At 71.9% G+C, this 15,465-nt stretch carries 17 protein-coding genes; 13 read left to right on the top strand and 4 right to left on the bottom strand.

The window, feature by feature from the left end:
* Positions 1-89 precede the first annotated feature (89 nt).
* Complete coding sequence (locus G3576_RS21320; protein WP_164696449.1) at positions 90-1,796, bottom strand: cation:proton antiporter; 1,707 nt, start codon at positions 1,794-1,796, stop codon at positions 90-92.
* An 86-nt stretch (positions 1,797-1,882) separates the two neighbouring features.
* Between G3576_RS21320 and G3576_RS21315 the strand changes: the two genes are divergently transcribed.
* Both G3576_RS21315 and G3576_RS21310 read left to right on the top strand, forming a co-directional pair.
* Positions 1,883-2,692, top strand: coding sequence for an alpha/beta fold hydrolase (locus G3576_RS21315; protein ID WP_164696448.1), 810 nt, complete (start codon positions 1,883-1,885; stop codon positions 2,690-2,692).
* On the top strand, positions 2,689-3,411 hold the full coding sequence (locus tag G3576_RS21310; RefSeq protein ID WP_164696447.1) for an SDR family oxidoreductase: 723 nt from the start codon (positions 2,689-2,691) through the stop codon (positions 3,409-3,411). Before G3576_RS21315 ends, G3576_RS21310 begins: the two co-directional genes overlap by 4 nt.
* Before the next feature lie 67 nt (positions 3,412-3,478).
* Here the strand turns inward: G3576_RS21310 and G3576_RS21305 are convergent, their stop codons facing one another.
* Entirely contained in the window at positions 3,479-4,339 is an 861-nt protein-coding gene (locus G3576_RS21305) for a TauD/TfdA dioxygenase family protein (RefSeq protein WP_164696446.1), read from the bottom strand.
* 235 nt (positions 4,340-4,574) lie between these two features.
* Between G3576_RS21305 and G3576_RS21300 the strand changes: the two genes are divergently transcribed.
* From G3576_RS21300 to ychF, 10 genes are all read left to right on the top strand, one after another.
* The gene (locus tag G3576_RS21300; protein WP_164696445.1) at positions 4,575-4,721 is read left to right on the top strand and encodes a hypothetical protein; all 147 of its coding nucleotides are present in this window, start codon (positions 4,575-4,577) and stop codon (positions 4,719-4,721) included.
* A 160-nt stretch (positions 4,722-4,881) separates the two neighbouring features.
* Positions 4,882-6,024 (top strand): YeeE/YedE family protein, encoded by a 1,143-nt coding sequence (locus G3576_RS21295; RefSeq protein ID WP_207622950.1) that lies wholly within the window; start codon positions 4,882-4,884, stop codon positions 6,022-6,024.
* Between the two features lie 82 nt (positions 6,025-6,106).
* The gene (locus tag G3576_RS21290; RefSeq protein WP_164696444.1) at positions 6,107-6,394 is read left to right on the top strand and encodes a c-type cytochrome; all 288 of its coding nucleotides are present in this window, start codon (positions 6,107-6,109) and stop codon (positions 6,392-6,394) included.
* 11 nt (positions 6,395-6,405) lie between these two features.
* A complete protein-coding gene (locus G3576_RS21285; RefSeq protein WP_164696443.1) occupies positions 6,406-7,677 on the top strand; it encodes an NAD(P)/FAD-dependent oxidoreductase in 1,272 nt (423 codons plus the stop codon).
* Positions 7,677-8,114: a thiosulfate oxidation carrier protein SoxY gene (locus tag G3576_RS21280; protein WP_164696442.1), complete on the top strand. Its 438-nt coding sequence runs from the start codon at positions 7,677-7,679 to the stop codon at positions 8,112-8,114. The genes G3576_RS21285 and G3576_RS21280 overlap by 1 nt, the downstream gene beginning before the upstream one ends.
* Positions 8,111-8,434 carry a thiosulfate oxidation carrier complex protein SoxZ gene (locus G3576_RS21275; RefSeq protein WP_164696441.1) on the top strand — a complete coding sequence of 108 codons (324 nt, stop codon included), beginning with the start codon at positions 8,111-8,113 and terminating at the stop codon, positions 8,432-8,434. Before G3576_RS21280 ends, G3576_RS21275 begins: the two co-directional genes overlap by 4 nt.
* A 134-nt stretch (positions 8,435-8,568) precedes the next feature.
* Positions 8,569-9,264, top strand: a complete 696-nt coding sequence (locus G3576_RS21270) for a 50S ribosomal protein L25/general stress protein Ctc (RefSeq protein WP_164696440.1) — start codon at positions 8,569-8,571, stop codon at positions 9,262-9,264.
* A 93-nt stretch (positions 9,265-9,357) separates the two neighbouring features.
* The gene (gene pth, locus G3576_RS21265; protein ID WP_164696439.1) at positions 9,358-9,957 is read left to right on the top strand and encodes an aminoacyl-tRNA hydrolase; all 600 of its coding nucleotides are present in this window, start codon (positions 9,358-9,360) and stop codon (positions 9,955-9,957) included.
* Complete coding sequence (locus G3576_RS21260; RefSeq protein ID WP_164696438.1) at positions 9,957-10,427, top strand: hypothetical protein; 471 nt, start codon at positions 9,957-9,959, stop codon at positions 10,425-10,427. The genes pth and G3576_RS21260 overlap by 1 nt, the downstream gene beginning before the upstream one ends.
* Positions 10,428-10,433: 6 nt before the next feature.
* Positions 10,434-11,528 carry a redox-regulated ATPase YchF gene (ychF, locus tag G3576_RS21255; protein ID WP_164696437.1) on the top strand — a complete coding sequence of 365 codons (1,095 nt, stop codon included), beginning with the start codon at positions 10,434-10,436 and terminating at the stop codon, positions 11,526-11,528.
* Positions 11,529-11,643: 115 nt separating this feature from the next.
* Here the strand turns inward: ychF and G3576_RS21250 are convergent, their stop codons facing one another.
* Complete coding sequence (locus G3576_RS21250) at positions 11,644-13,668, bottom strand: M3 family metallopeptidase (protein ID WP_164696436.1); 2,025 nt, start codon at positions 13,666-13,668, stop codon at positions 11,644-11,646.
* A gap of 102 nt (positions 13,669-13,770) precedes the next feature.
* Here G3576_RS21250 and G3576_RS21245 point away from each other — a divergent pair, with 102 nt between their 5' ends.
* Positions 13,771-14,943: a cobalamin-independent methionine synthase II family protein gene (locus tag G3576_RS21245; RefSeq protein WP_164696435.1), complete on the top strand. Its 1,173-nt coding sequence runs from the start codon at positions 13,771-13,773 to the stop codon at positions 14,941-14,943.
* Between the two features lie 88 nt (positions 14,944-15,031).
* Here G3576_RS21245 and G3576_RS21240 read toward each other — a convergent pair whose 3' ends face one another.
* Positions 15,032-15,457: a GlcG/HbpS family heme-binding protein gene (locus tag G3576_RS21240; RefSeq protein WP_164696434.1), complete on the bottom strand. Its 426-nt coding sequence runs from the start codon at positions 15,455-15,457 to the stop codon at positions 15,032-15,034.
* Between the last annotated feature and the right edge of the window lie 8 nt (positions 15,458-15,465).

Genomic DNA, 15,465 nt, shown 5'->3' with positions numbered 1-15,465 from the left:
CGCCTTCACACCCGCCGAATGCGCCAACTACCTCCGCCACGCCGGCTATGCCGCAACCTGATGAGAATCGGCTCTAAGGGCAAGGATCCTCACCCCGCGGCGATGTCCTCCATGGCGCGGCGGCGGAGCACATCCACCGTCGCCTGCGCGGTGGAGGGGGCGACGCCGAGGCGCTGCATGGCGTAGTCCGCCATGCCGAGCGCGGTCTCCCGCTCCCCCATCAGCGCCAGGCCGTCGCCGGCGATCTCCTGCTCCAGCCAGGCGACTTCCTCGTCGCTATGGGTGCGGATCACGGCGGGGATGCCGGGGCGCGCGGCGCGGGCCAGGCGCAGCACCTCCCGCGCCTGGGGGGCATCAGGGAGGGCCACGACGATCAGGCGGGCGCGTTCGGGCGCGGCGGCGTGGAAGACTTCCTCCCGCGTCGCGTCGCCCCAGACGGCGGGGATGCCCTGGGCCGCCAGGCGTTCCGCGCCGGCGCGATCCTCCTCCACCACGATCAGCGGCAGGTGGTGGCGGCGGAGGGCGGCGATGACGACGCTGCCGACGCGGCCGGAGCCGACGACGATGGCGTGTTCCTCCAGCACCGGCCAGGGGAGTTGCGGCGGGGTGACGGCGCGCGACTCCGGGCGGGCCAGGCGTTTCTCCAGCCACGGTGCCAGCGCCTCCGCCGCCTTCAGCAGCAGGGGGGTGGCGATGATGCTGGCGACGGCGGCCATCAGAATGGGGCCGCGCACGCTGTCCGGCACCAGGCCCTGGCGGATCGCGACTTCCGTGAGCAGGAAGGAGAATTCGCCGATCTGGGCGATGCCGGCCGCGACGATCAGGGCGGTGCGGGGCGAGACGCGGAAGGCCAGCATCACGACCAGCGCGCCGCCGCCGATGCCGACCAGCACGGCGGCCAGCGCGGCGAGGTCGGCCAGCGGTTCGTCGGCCAGCACGCTGAGGTCGAGCAGCAGGCCGACCGAGACGAAGAAGATGGCGGAGAAGATGCGGGCGAGCGGCGTCGCCTCGGCCGCCGCCTGGTGGCCGACATCGCTCTCCCCCAGCACCACGCCGGCGAAGAAGGCGCCGAGCGCGAAGGAGACGCCGAAGAGGGAGGAGGCGACCACCGCGACGCCGAGCGCCGCGGCCAGCACGGCCAGGGTGAAGAGTTCGCGCGATCCGCCGCGTGCCACCCGCACCAGCGCCCAGGGCAGCGCCCGCCTTCCGGCCAGCATCATGACAAGGGCGAAGGCGATGAGCGACAGCGCGGCCTTGCCGACATCGAGCGCGACGCCCTCTCCATCCCCGCCGCCGGCGAGGGCGGGCAGCAGCACCAGGGCGAAGACGACGACCAGATCCTGCATGACCAGCCAGCCCAGCGCGAGGCGCCCGGGCGCGCCGCCGAGCTTGCCGCGCTCCTCCAGCGCCCTTGTCGCGACGGCGGTGGAGGAGATGGCCAGAGCAAGCCCGAAGGCCAGCGAGGCGCCTGGCGTGAGATCCAGCAGCCCCTGCCCGACCAGCGCGCCGAGGCCCATGGCAAAGCCGATCTGCAGCACCGCCCCCGGCACCGCGACCCGCCACACCGCCAGCAGGTCGGCCGGCTTGAAATGCAGGCCGACGCCGAAGAGCAGCAGCGCCACGCCCACCTCCGCCATGGCGGCGACCATGCCGCGCTCCGCCAGCGATCCCGGCAGCCAGGGGCCGATGACGATGCCGGCGGCGATGTAGCCGATCAGCGCGGGCATGCGCAGGAAGCGCGCCCCGCTGCCGAGGAGGAAGGCAAGCAGGATGCAGGCGACGATAGTCGCGAGCATCGGATCCGGTCCATGGGGCATGGCGCGACCATAGCGGAGTGCGCCGCCGGTTGCCCAGGATGCGCCCCCTTGCCACGATGGACGGGATGCGTGCCCCCGACCCCTTCGACCTGATCTTCGCCCGCGGCTCCATGCTGGCCTGGGACCCCCCCGCCCCGCGCCCCGGCGCGCCCGCGCTGTTGCTGCTGCATGGTGCGGCCTGCGGCGCCTGGGTCTGGGCGGAAGGCTTTGGCGCCCGCCTGGCCGCGGCCGGCTTTCCCGTCTTCGCGCCGACCTTCAATCGCGGTTCCACCCATCGACCGGCGGGGCTGGCGGATTACGCGGATGATGCGCGGGCGGCGATCGCGGCGATCCATCGGCCGGTGGTGATTATCGGCCATTCGCTGGGCGGGCTGGTGGCGCAGCGACTACTGGACCAGCCGGGCGTGGCCGGCATCGCCCTGCTGGCGCCGGCGCCGCCGGAAGGGCTCGCCTGGGCCAATTGGCGGCTGGCCATGGCGGACCCGCCGCTCTGGCGCGCGGTGGCGCGGATGACGGAGCCGGGCGCGGGTGCCGCCCAGGGCGCGCTGCTGCGTCGCGCGCTGTTCAGCGCGGCCATGCCGGAAGCCCAGGCGCTGCGGCACATCGCCCGGATGGGATCGGAGAGCCGCAGCGCGCTGCTGGAGGCGCAGGCGCCGCAGCCCGTGCCGCCGGCCTGGGGCGTGGGCAAGCCCGCCGTGATCTATGGCGCTCGGCGGGACCCGCTGGTGCCGCCGGATGCGGTGGTGCGCACCGCCGCCTGGCACGCCGCGCCCTTCGCGCTGCTGGATGGCATGGCGCATGCGATGATGCTGGATTGGGGCTGGGAAGGGCTGGCGGAGCGTCTGCTGGCCTGGGTGGAGGAAACCTGGAAGTGAGCGATGCGGTCCTGATCACGGGGGGTTCCGGCGGCATCGGCCGCGCCATCGCGCGGCGCGCGGTGGAGGCGGGGCTGACCGTCGTGAACCTCGACCTGCGCGCGCCGGAGGAACCCCTGCCGCGCGAGGCCTTCTTCGCCTGCGACTTCGCGGACCTGGCCTCGGCGCGGGGCGTGCTGGCGGAGGCGGCGGCGAAGCATGGGCCGCTGCGCCTCGTGAACAATGTGGGCGTGGTGAAGCCCGCCAGCATCGAGGAGACGACGCCGGACGATTTGGCGACGGTGATGGATGTGAACCTGCGCAGCGCGCTGCTGGCGGCGCAGGCGCTGCTGCCGGCGATGCGCGCCGCGCGCTTCGGGCGGATCGTCAACATCGCCTCCCGCGCCGCGCTGGGGAAGGAGCTGCGCAGCGCCTATGGGGCCAGCAAGGCGGGGCTGATCGGGCTGGCGCGCACCTGGGCGCTGGAACTGGCCGCCGACGGCATCACGGTGAACGCGATCGGGCCCGGGCCGATCGCGACGGAGCTGTTCCGCCGCGCCAACCCGGACAACAGCCCGCGCACGCGGGCGATCATCGAGGGGGTGCCGGTGAAGCGGCTCGGCACGCCGGAGGATGTGGCGCATGGCGTCCACTTCTTCCTGGACGAGCGGGCGGGCTTCGTGACGGGGCAGGTGCTCTATGTGTGTGGCGGCATGACAGTGGGGCTGGCGCCGGTCTGACGATGCGGGGAAGGCGCTGCCTTCCCCGCACCCCATCCGCCAGGGGCGAGACGCCCCTGGACCGTCTTCAGCCGGCCGAGACCCAGGGCGTCACCAGGTCCGCCGGGCCGAGGGGGCGGCTGCCGCGGACCATGGTGCGGTGCAGGCGCCAGGCGGCCGGGAAGGCGGCGCGGTGCAGGACGGCGCGGTTGTCCCAGACCACCAGGTCGCCGGCCCGCCAGCGATGGCGCAGCGTGATGGCGGGGTCCGTCGCCGCGGCCAGCAGGCGGTGCAGCAGGGCCTCGCCCTCCGCCTCCGGCAATCCGCGCACGCGCGCGGTCGTGTCGTGGTCCAGGACGAGGGCGCGGCGGCCGGTCATGGGGTCGATCCGCACCAGCGGGTGCACCACCGGAGCCAGGCCGGCGGCGCGGCCGCGGGGATGGGCGTGCTCGACGGAGAGGTATTCGATCCGGTCCTTCAGATGGGGATCGAGCCGCGCATAGGCCGCGACCTGGGAGGCGAAGGCGATGACGCCGCCCTCGGCGGGGATCTCGGCGGCGAAGAGGGCGGAGTAGCGGCTGGGCGCCTCGGCCCAGGTCATGTGCGCATGCCACTGGGCGTGGCGGTCATCGGGCTCGTCCTGCTCCAGCACGACCTCCGGCAGGCCGGGCAGGGCGAGGCGGGAGAGCGGGTGGCGGGACAGCGTGCCGAGGCGCGCGGTGAAGGCCACCAGCTGCACGGGGTCCAGCGCCTGGTCGCGCAGCACCACCACCTCATGCGCCTCCAGCGCCTGGCGGAGTCCGGCGGCGGCGGTCTCGTCAAGGTCGCGCGTGACGTCGAGGCCCAGGACCTCCACCCCGAAGGCGGGATGGAGGGGGCGCGTTTCCAGCCCACGGGCGGACAGCGGCGCGGGGCGGGCGGGGAGGATGGCGGCGGCGAGGGAGGACATCGGGGACGGGGCTTTCCGGCAGGGGACAGGCAGGCGGCGGCGGGGTGCGGAGCGTCAACAGCGCCTGCGGATCGCGGTCCCTGTGCCCGGCATGGAAAAACCTTCGTGTTTCGTGGAATCATAATATACCGCTACGGACTCGCGAGTCCATCCGTTCTGATTGTCCGATCCGATAAAAACGACCTTGCGTCGTGCATCACTTGATCGCGCCGTGGATTTCGTGGAACATCCCTCCATGGCTGAACCCAACCCTCCGCGCCGGTCGCGCGCGGCACCGCTTTCCCTGTTCCTCGAAGGCCCGGCTGCGCTGGCGCTGCGGGCCGCGCTGGTGGTGGGCGCCGCGGTGGCTGCGCTGGCGGCCCTCGGGCTGATGCATCCGTGATGGAGGCGGCGATGTGGGGGTGGCTGGCAGCCATCCTGCTTGCCGCCCCGCCCGTGGAGGCGGAGGCCGAGGCGCTGCTGGCGGCGAGCGTCATCCTGTAGCTTCCGTTGCGCCTCCGCGGCGCCTATCTCGCCCCGCAACCGGGAAAAGGGGATCGGGCGTGGCGCAGCTTGTGGCTGGCCTGCTGATGGTAGGCGCCGCGGCCTGGCTGGGGGCGGGCGCCGTGTTCTGGCTGCTCGGCGCGGCGCTGGGCTTCGTGCTGTTCCAGGCGAGTTTCGGCTTCGCCGGCGCCTTCCGCCGGCTGCTGGCGGAAGGCCGCGGCGCGGGGCTGCGCGCGCAGATGCTGCTGCTGGCGGTGGCGACGGTGGTGATGCTGCCGGCGATTGAGGCCGGGAGCCTGGCGGGCGCGCCGGTCAGGGGCCTCGTCTTCCCCGTCGGCGTCGCGCTGCTGGTCGGCGCATTCCTCTTCGGCATCGGGATGCAGATCGGCGGCGGCTGCGCCTCCGGCACGCTCTACACGGCGGCGGGCGGCCAGGGGGCGCGGATGTGGATCACGCTCCTGGCCTTCATCGCGGGGGCGACGCTGGCGGCCTGGCAGTACGAGGCCTGGTCGGACTGGCCCGGGATCGGCGCGGTGTCGCTGCCCGGAGCGCTCGGGCTCGGGCCGGCGGTGGGGCTGAGCCTGGCGGCCTTCGCGCTGGTCTTCGGCCTGTCCCGCCTCATCGAGCAGGCGCGGCATGGCGCGGTGGAACCGATGGGCTGGCAGGCGCGCGCGCCCTTCCCCGGCGTGCTCTGGCGCGGCCCCTGGCCGATGGCCTGGGGGGCGGTGGGGCTGGCGCTGCTCTCGGCCCTGACGCTGTTCCTGGCGGGGCGGCCCTGGGCCATCACCGCGGCCTTTCCGCTCTGGGGCTCGAAGCTCGTGGAGGCGCTGGGGTGGGACGACCCGGCCTTCTGGGCCTTCTGGGAGGATCCGACGCGCACCGAGGCGCTGTTGCGCCCCCTGCTGGCGGACCGCACCACGGTGATGGATCTCGGCCTGATGGCGGGCGCCTTCCTGGCGGCGGCGCTGGCGGGGCGGGCGGGCGCATGGCGCTGGCCGCGGGTGGGGGAGGCCATCGCCTCCGTGGCAGGTGGGCTGCTGCTGGGGGTGGGGGCGGTGCTGGCCTCCGGCTGCAACATCAGCGCCTATCTCGGCGGCATCGCCTCCGGCAGCCTGCATGGCTGGGTCTGGATCGTGCCGGCGCTGCTGGGCAATGCGGTAGGGCTGCGGCTGCGGCCGCTCTTCGGCCTGGGCCGCGCGTGATTCGCGGCATTTGACACCATCGTTTCGTGCATTGTAGCAACTCCCCCGGAACGACGCCGAATGTCGCCCGGGGGAAAGAACGATGATCCGCATGACACTGGCTGCCGCCGCCCTGGCGGCCTGGGCGGGAGGCGCGCAGGCGCAGGCGCCGCTGGTGGCGGAAGGCTGCATCGGCTGCCATGGCCCGAACGGCGCGGGTGCGGGCGGGGTGCCGGCGCTGGCGGGGCGGGATCGGGCGGAGCTGGTGGCCCTGATGGCGGCCTTCCGGGCCAATGAGCGGCCGGCCACCATCATGGGCCGCGTCGCCCGCGGCTATACCGAGGCCGAGATCGCCGCCGCCGCCGACCATTTCGCCCGCCTGCCGCGCTGAGGATGCCCGCCATGACCCTCTCCCGCCGCGCGCTGCTGGGCGCCGCCGCCATACTCGCCACCCCGTCCCTGTCGCGCGCCCAGGGCCAGGCAAGGCTGCTGGTGGTGGGGGGCGGCTTCGGCGGCGCCTCGGCCGCCGCCTTCGCCCGCCGGCGCTACCCGGAACTCGCCGTGACGCTGGTGGAGCCGAAGACGCGCTTCGTCACCTGCCCCTATGGCAATCTGGTCATCGGCGGCGTGCGGCAGATGGGTGACATCACCCATGGCTATGACGGGCTGCGCGCCAAGGGCGTCCGCGTGGTGCATGACTGGGCCACGGGCATCGACGCGGCCGCGAAGCGCGTGCGGCTGCAGGGCGGGGAGACGCTGGAATACGACCGGCTGATCCTCTCCCCCGGCATCGCGCTGCGCTGGGGTGCGATCGAGGGCTATGACGAGGCCGCCGCCGAGCGCCTGCCCCATGCCTGGGTGCCCGGCGATGGCGCGCAGACCCTGCTGCTGCGCCGGCAACTCGAGGAGATGCCGGATGGCGGCGTGGTGGGGCTGGCGATCCCCGGCAACCCCTTCCGCTGCCCGCCCGGCCCCTATGAGCGCATCAGCATGATCGCGGGCTACCTGAAGCGCCACAAGCCGCGGTCGAAGATCCTGGCGCTGGACGCGAAGGACGCCTTCAGCAAGCAGGGGCTGTTCCAGGATGGGTGGAACGCCCTCTATCCCGGCATGATCGAATGGGTGCCGGCCAACCGCGACGGGCGCGTGACGCGCGTGGATGCCGCGGAGCGCGTGCTGGAGACGGAATTCGGCACGCGGCACAAGGTGGAGGTGGCGAACGTCATCCCGCCGCAATCCGCCGCCCGCATCGCGATCGAGGCCGGCCTCACGGACCAGTCCGGCTGGGTGCCGGTGAACCCCGTGACCTTCGAGAGCCGCGCCGCACCCGGCATCCATGTGGTGGGGGATGCCAACATCCCCGGCCCCATGCCGAAATCCGGCTACATCGCGAACTCCACGGCCAAGCAGGCGGTGGCGAGCGCGGTGGCGTCGCTGCGGGGCGAGGCGCCTCCCCAGGCCCTTTACTACAACACCTGCTACAGCCATGTGGGGGAGGATTACGGGATCTCCATCGTCGGCATCTTCCGCCCCAATGCGGAGGGCACGGCGATCGTCGAGGTGCCGAATTCCGGCGGCGTCTCCCCCCGCGGCGACCTGCCGGAGCAGCGGCGGCTGGAGGCGACCTATGCCGACAGCTGGTATGAGAGCATCACGAAGGACATGTTCGCCTGATGGCCCCTGCCCTCACCCGTCGCGCCGGCCTCGGCCTGCTGCTGCTGGCGCTGCCGGGCGGCGCGCTGGCGCAGGAAGACGCCGTGGCGACCGCGATCCGGGAGCAGGTGGGCGATACGACGGCGACCGAGGGCGGGATCACGCTGCGGGCGCCGCCCGTCGCGGAGAATGGCGGCCAGGTGCCGGTCACGGTGCTGGTGGACAGCCCCCAGACCGCCGAGGCCCATGTCACCGCCATCCATGTCTTCGCCACCCGCAACCCGACGCCCGGCGTCGCCAGCTTCCGCCTGACGCCGCTGATGGCGCGGGCGGAGGTGCAGACGCGCATCCGCCTGGCGGAGGACCAGCGGATCATCGCGATCGCGCAGCTGAGCGACGGATCGGTCCGCCGCACGGCCGCGGAGTTGCGCGTGACCACCGGGGGGTGCCTGTCATGACGCTCGCGACCCCCCGCATCCGCGTCCCCCGCAGCGCCCGGCCGGGCGAGGCGGTCGAGATCCGCGCCCTGATGGAACACCCGATGGAGACCGGGCTGCGGCAGGAAGGCGGCCGCGCGGCGCCCCGGGACATGCTGCAGCGCCTCACCGTCTCCGTGAACGGGGCGCTGGCCTTCCAGGCGGAGTTCCGCAACGGCACCTCCGCCAACCCCTACCACGTCTTCTTCCTGAAGCTGGACCGGACCAGCGAGCTGGTCTTCACCTGGACCGACGAGCAGGGGCGGAGCGCCCGGGCCCAGGCGCGCGTCACGGTGGGCTAGCAGGGGGGGCTGAATCCGGCCCGCGAGGCCGGTTTTCCGCGCGGAGCCTTGCGTCCGGGCGCCCTATCCGCTAGGCGTCGCCCCGCGTCGGCACCCCTGGAGGCCGGCGCTTTTCTTTTCAAAGGAGCCTGGCAATGGTCCAGACTGTTCGGATCGAGGCTGTGGCGCGCGAGCACGCAGGTAAGGGGGCAGCACGCGCGACCCGCCGTTCGGGGCTTGTCCCCGGTGTCGTCTATGGCGCCAAGCAGGAAGCGACCCTTGTGGCGCTGGACCCGCGCGACGTCATGAAGGAACTGACCAAGGGCGGCTGGCAGTCGCACCTCTATGAGGTGGCGGTGAAGGAAGGCCCGACGGAGCGCACCATCATGCGCGACGTGCAGTTCGACCCGGTGACCGACCGCCCCGTCCATGTCGATTTCCAGCGCGTCGCCCCCGGCGCCCGCATCCGCGTCCGCGTCCCCGTGACCTTCCTGAACGAGGACACCGCCCCCGGCATCAAGGCCGGCGGCGTGCTGAACGTGGTGCGGCGTGAGGTCGAGGTGATGGCCGAGATCGACAAGGTGCCGGATGGCTTCCAGATCGACCTCGGCGCCGCCAAGGTGGGTGAGAGCCTGCGCTGGTCCGCCATCAAGGACAATTTCGGCGCCCGCCCGGTGATCACCGGCCGCGACTTCGTCGTGGCGACCATCGCGCCGCCCACCACCGACGAGACCCTGGCCCCGGTGGCCGCCGCCCCGGCGCCGGACCCCAAGGCCAAGGGCAAGGGCGGCAAGGCCGCCGCCCCGGCCAAGGCTGCTGCGGCCCCGGCCGCGCCCGCCAAGAAGAAGTAACCTGCTGCCGGCGCCGCTCCCCCCGGGGTGCGGCGCCGGTCTCCATCATCGAAGCATGGGCCGGGCCGCGCGGCAGCGCTGCCCGGCGCGCGCATGGGCGCGGAGGATGTCGTGGCGCTGCTGTGGGTTGGCCTCGGGAATCCGGGGCAGGAACACGCGAAACAGCGCCACAACATCGGCTTCATGGCGATGGACGCCATCGCCCGCCGCCACAATTTCTCCAGCTGGCGCAAGCGCTTCAAGGGCCAAGTGGCGGAGGGCAGCATCGGCGGCACCAAGGTGCTGGCGCTGAAGCCCGAGACCTACATGAATGCCAGCGGCGATTCCGTGCAGCAGGCCGCCGCCTTCCTGAAGCTGGCGCCGGCCGATGTCTGGGCCTTCCATGACGAGCTGGACCTGGCGCCGGGCAAGGTGCGGGTGAAGAAGGGCGGCGGGGCCGCGGGCCATAACGGGCTGCGCGACATGCAGCGCGCCTTCGGCAGCCCCGATTTCTGGCGCGTCCGGCTCGGCATCGGGCATCCCGGGCACAAGGACCGCGTCCATGGCCATGTGCTCGGCAATTTCGCCAAGGTCGATACCTGGGTGGAGCCGCTGCTGGATGCGGTGGCCGATGCCGCGCCGCTGCTGGCCGCGGGCAAGGCCGAGGACTTCATGACGCGCATCGCACTTCTGACTCAGCAGGGACCGGCGTGATGCAGGACGAGGACGGCATGTTCGGGGGCGATTTCGGCGGCCCCGGCCCCGAGGATTTCGCCAATGGCGCCGCGGCACTGGCGGCGGGGCTGATCCGGGAAGCGCAGGCGCTGGCCGGCGCCGCTGCCGCGCTGCGCGCGACCGGCAACCCCAACCCGCCCGGCGTGGCGGCGGCGGAGCCCATTTCCGACGTGCGCCGCCTGCGGATGGTGCTGCACACCGCGGGCGAGGCCGCGCTGCGTGCCGCCCTCGCGCTGGATGCGGCATCGCTGCTGGCGGAGAACCGCAGCCCGCAGGAACACGCCATCCGCATCGCCGATGCCGCCAAGCGCGTCGGCCTGCCGGCGGCGACGCTGGCGCCGCTGCTGCGCGCCGCGGCGCTGGATTTCCGCACCGACGACGCGGCGGCGCGCATCGCCGCCTCCACCCTGGCAGCCGATCTCTGCGCGCTGCTTGCTCAGGAAGGCTGATCTCCCATGGGTTTCAACTGCGGCATCGTCGGCCTGCCCAATGTCGGCAAGTCCACCCTGTTCAACGCGCTGACGGCCACCGCCAGCGCCCAGGCCGCGAACTACCCCTTCTGCACGATCGAGCCGAATGTGGGCCGCGTGGCGGTGCCCGATCCGCGGCTCGGCGTGCTGGCGAAGATCGGCAAGTCGCAGAAGATCGTGCCGACCAGCCTGGAATTCGTGGACATCGCCGGCCTGGTGCGCGGTGCCTCCAAGGGCGAGGGGCTGGGCAACCAGTTCCTGGCGAACATCCGGGAGGTGGATGCGATCGTCCATGTGCTGCGCTGCTTCGAGGATGACGACATCACCCATGTCGAGGGCAGCGTCGATCCGGTGCGGGATGCGGAGACGGTCGAGACGGAGCTGATGCTGGCCGACCTCGACAGCCTGGAGAAGCGCAGCATCGGCCTGCAGAAGCGCGCGCGCGGCGGCGACAAGGAAGCGGGCGCGCAGCTTTCGCTGATCGAGCCGATCCTGGCCGCGCTGCAGGAAGGCAGGCCCGCCCGCACGGCGATCCCGAAGGGGGAGGAGGAGGCGGTGCGCCGTCTCCAGCTCATGACCTCCAAGCCCGTGCTCTATGTCTGCAACGTGGAGGAAGCCTCCGCCGCCAGCGGCAACGCCTTCAGCGCGCGGGTGTTCGAGATGGCGAAGGCGCAGGGGGCCAAGGCCGTCATCGTCTCCGCCGCCATCGAGGCCGAGATCAGCCAGATGGCGGATGCGGACCGCGCGGAGTTCCTGGAGTCGTTGGGCCTGGCGGATAGCGGGCTCGATCGCATCATCCGCGCGGGCTACGAGTTGCTGGGCCTGATCACCTATTTCACGGTGGGGCCGAAGGAGACGCGGGCCTGGACGATCGTGCGCGGCACCAAGGCGCCGGGCGCGGCGGGCGTGATCCATGGCGATTTCGAACGCGGCTTCATCGCGGCCGAGACCACGGCCTATGACGACTACACGACGCTGGGCGGCGAGCAGGGCGCCAAGGAAGCGGGCAAGATGCGCGTCGAGGGCAAGGAATACGTTGTGAAGGACGGCGACGTCCTGCTGTTCAGGTTCAACGTTTGAGCGCGTAGCGCAGACCCCCACCCCGACCCTCCCCCGCAAGCGCGGGGGAGGGAGAGTCCGACGTCCCCTCCCCCGCGCTTGCGGGGGAGGGCTAGGGTGGGGGTAGCGGCCGCCCCTACGCCGCCAGCCCCCGCTTCCTCAGCAGCGCATCCACCGCCGGCTTGCGCCCCCTGAACCCGACATACAGCTCCATCGGGTCCCTCGTATCCCCGGCCTCGAAGACCTGCCGCAGCTTCGCGGCCAGGTCCGGGTGGAAGGGGTCGCCCGCTTCCTCGAAGGCCTCGAAGCCGTCGGCGTCCAGCACCTCCGCCCACAGGTAGAAGTAGTAGCCCGCGGCATAGCCGCCGCCGGCGAAGAGGTGGCCGAAATGGATCGGACGATGCCGCAGCCCGATCGCCTCCGGCATGCCGATGTCGCGCAGGAAATCGGCTTCGAAAGCGGCGAGGTCGAGCGTTTCCGGTGACGTCGCGCGGTGCAGCGCTAGGTCGATCAGCGCGGAGGAGACGTACTCCACCGTCGCGAAGCCCTGCCCCTCATTCCTCGCCGCCAGCAGCTTCTCGAGGATCGCCTCCGGAAGCGGCTCGCCCGTCTCGACATGGCGGGCGTAGCGGCGCAGCACGTCCGGGACGGAGAGCCAGTTTTCCATCACCTGCGACGGGAATTCGACGAAGTCGCCCAGCACGGCGGTGCCCGACTGGGACGGGTAGCGCGCGGTGCTGAGCAGCCCGTGCAGCGCGTGGCCGAATTCATGGAACAGCGTGCGCGCATCGTCGAAGGACAGCAGCGTGGGCGATGCCTTCGCCACGTTATTGTTGTTGACGATGATGGGGGAGACGCGGCCATCCAGCGCATCCGCCACGCGGAAGCTGCTCATCCAGGCGCCGGACCGCTTGCCCGCGCGGGCGAAATTGTCGAGGAGGAAGACGCCGCGATGCGTGCCGTCGGCCTCCGTCACCTCGAAGGCGCGGACATCGGGGTGGTAGCGCGGGATGTCGGCGCGTTCCTCGAAGCTTATGCCGAACAGGCGCTTCGCCGTGTCGAAGACGGCGGCGAGCATGGCATCGAGGGCAAAGTAGGGCTTGAGGGCGCCGGCATCGATCTCGTGCTTCTGCTGGCGGGCGCGTTCGGCCCAGAAGCGCCAGTCCCAGGCCTCGATGGGGTCGTTGTGGCCGGCGGCGCGGGCCATGGCGGCCAACTCCTCGCGCTCCGCCGCCGCGCGGGCCTTGGCGGGCTCCCAGGCCGCGCGCAGCAGGCCCTCGGCGGCCTCCGGCGTGCGGGCCATGGTGTCCACCAGCCGGTATTCCGCGAAATCCGTGTGGCCGAGCAGCCGGGCGCGCTCCGCCCGGAGCGCCAGGATCTCCCGCACCAGCGCCGCATTGTCGCGGTCGGGGTGCAGCGCGCCGCGGGCGACCCAGGCGCGCCAGGCCCGTTCGCGCAGCGCGCGCTCCGTCGAGAAGGTCAGGAAGGGCTCGACGGAGGAGCGCGCGAGGGTGATGACGTAGCCCTCCTGCCCCCGCTCCTTCGCGGCCTCCCGCGCCGCCTGCACCAGGCTGTCGGGCAGGCCGCCGAGCTGGTCCTCCGCCAGCGCCATGGTCCAGTCATTCTCGTCGGCCAGCACGTTCTGACCGAAGGCGGTGTGGAGCGTGGCCAGGCGCGTCGAGAGCTCCGTCAGGCGGTCGCGCGTCACCTGGTCCAGCGCCGCGCCGGAGCGCAGCAGGCCCTGGTAGCGGCGGTCCAGCAGGCGCCGCTGGTCGGGGGCGAGGCCCAAGCCATCGATCCGCGCATGCAGCGCGGCGACGCGCTTGAAGATGCCAGGATCGAGCGCGATGGCGGAGCGGTGGCGGGCCAGCTTCGGCGCCCAGTCCCGCTCCACCGCCTGCAACTCCGGCGTCGCCTGGCTGAGCGTCAGGTTGAAGAAGACGGAGGCGATGCGGGTCAGCAGGCCGCCGGCGCGTTCCAGCGCCTCCATCGTATTGGCGAAGTCGGGCTCGGCCGGATTGTCGCCGATGGCGGCGATCTCCGCGCGATGGGCGTCCAGCGCGGCCTCGAAGGCCGACGCGAAATGCTCGGCCCGGATCAGGTCGAAGGGCGGCACGCCGAAGGGGGTGGTCCAGGGGGCGAGGAGCGGGTTCTCGGTCATGCGATAGTTGTGGGGTGCCGGCCCGCGCGGGTCCAGACCACCTCGACAGGACCGCACGATCCGCTAGCGTCCTTCCCAAGCATACCGGGACGGAACGTGACCATGAAGCACAGCGAGACGCGCATCCTGACCACCCATACCGGCAGCCTGCCGCGGCCGCCGGCGCTGACGAGACTCTATGCGCGCCGCGTGCGGGGGGAAGCGGTGGACCCCAAGGCGATCGAGGCGGAGGGCCGCGCGGCGCTGCTCGGCGTGATCCCGAAGCAGATCGAAAGCGGGCTCGACATCATCAACAATGGCGAGCAGCAGCGGGAGAGCTTCGTGCTGTATCTCCGCCACCGCCTGAGCGGCCTTGGCGACAGCAGCAGCCGCACGGGCTGGGCGGACCTCGATGCCTATCCCGACTACAAGCAGCAGGTGAAGGAGCTGGCGGGGAAGCAGGAGGCCGTGACCAACACGGATTTCCTGCCCGCGGCGATCGGGGAGGTCCGCTACCTCGACCCCGCCGCGGTGAACGATGAATGCACGGATTTCCGCCAGGCGCTGGCGGCGCATTCCGGCAGCTATGCGGAGGCGTTCCTGACCGCGCCTTCCCCCGGCATCATCGGATCCATCGTGCAGAACCGGCACTATGACAGCGAGGAAGCCTATCTGGCGGCGCTGGGCGATGCGCTGCGCGTGGAATACGAAGCGATCGTCGCGCAGGGCTTCCTGCTGCAGCTGGATTGCCCGGACCTGGCGCTGGAACGGCATTGTTCCTACCGCGACCGGCCGCTGTCGGATTTCCTCGGCTTCTGCGAACGCGTGATCACGGCGATCAACCGTGCCATCGCGAACATCCCGCGCGACCGCGTGCGGCTGCATGTCTGCTGGGGCAATTACGAGGGCCCGCACGACCATGACGTGCCGCTGGAGGACATCCTGCCCATCGTGACGCAGGCGAAGGTCGGCGGCTTCGTGCTGCCCTTCGCCAATCCGCGCCACGCGCATGAATACAAGGTCTTCGCGAAGCATCCCCTGGCGGAGGACCAGATCCTCGTCGCCGGCGTGCTCGACACCACCACCAACTTCATCGAGCACCCCGAGGTGATCGCCGACCGGATCGAGCGCGTGGCGCAGGTGATGGGCGATCCGAAGCGCGTGCAGGCGGGCACGGATTGCGGCTTCGATACCTCCGCGGGGCGCGGCCGCGTGGCGAATGACGTGGTCTGGGCGAAGCTGAAGTCGATGCGCCAGGGCTCGGAGATCGCCTCCGCCCGTCTGTTCAGGGGCTGATCGCGATGTGCTGGTTCTGCATGGGCCCCGACGCGCACGGGCTGCGCGCCGAGGCGATCGAGGAGGAGGAGGAGGCGCCGCCGCCGGTTCAGGAGACCGGCGCGCCCACCGCCTCCAGCGCCGCGCGGGCCACTTCCATGTCATCGGAGTAGTGGCCGCCGGAGACGCCGATGGCGCCGATCATCTGGCCCTCCTCCATCACGGGATAGCCGCCGCCGAAGATGGTCAGGCGCGGCGTATGCGTGATGCCGTGCAGCAGCGGCGGATCGTTCTTGATGAAGTCCCACCAGACATGCGTGGCGATGCCGAAGGATGACGCCGTCCAGGCCTTGTCCTGCGATATCTGGATGGCGAGATGCGCGGCGCCGTCCATGGCATGGAAGGCCTTGAGCTGCCCGCATTCATTGACGATGGCGATGCACATCGCCTTCTTGAGCTCGCGCGATTTCGCGACCGCGGCCTCGATCATCCGCTGCGCGGTGTCGCCATCGATGCTGCGCTTGATGATGGACATTGGCGTTC

Source organism: Falsiroseomonas algicola (genome assembly GCF_011040385.1).
GTDB classification, from domain to species: domain Bacteria; phylum Pseudomonadota; class Alphaproteobacteria; order Acetobacterales; family Acetobacteraceae; genus Falsiroseomonas; species Falsiroseomonas algicola.
This window is presented reverse-complemented; position numbering and strand designations above follow the sequence as displayed.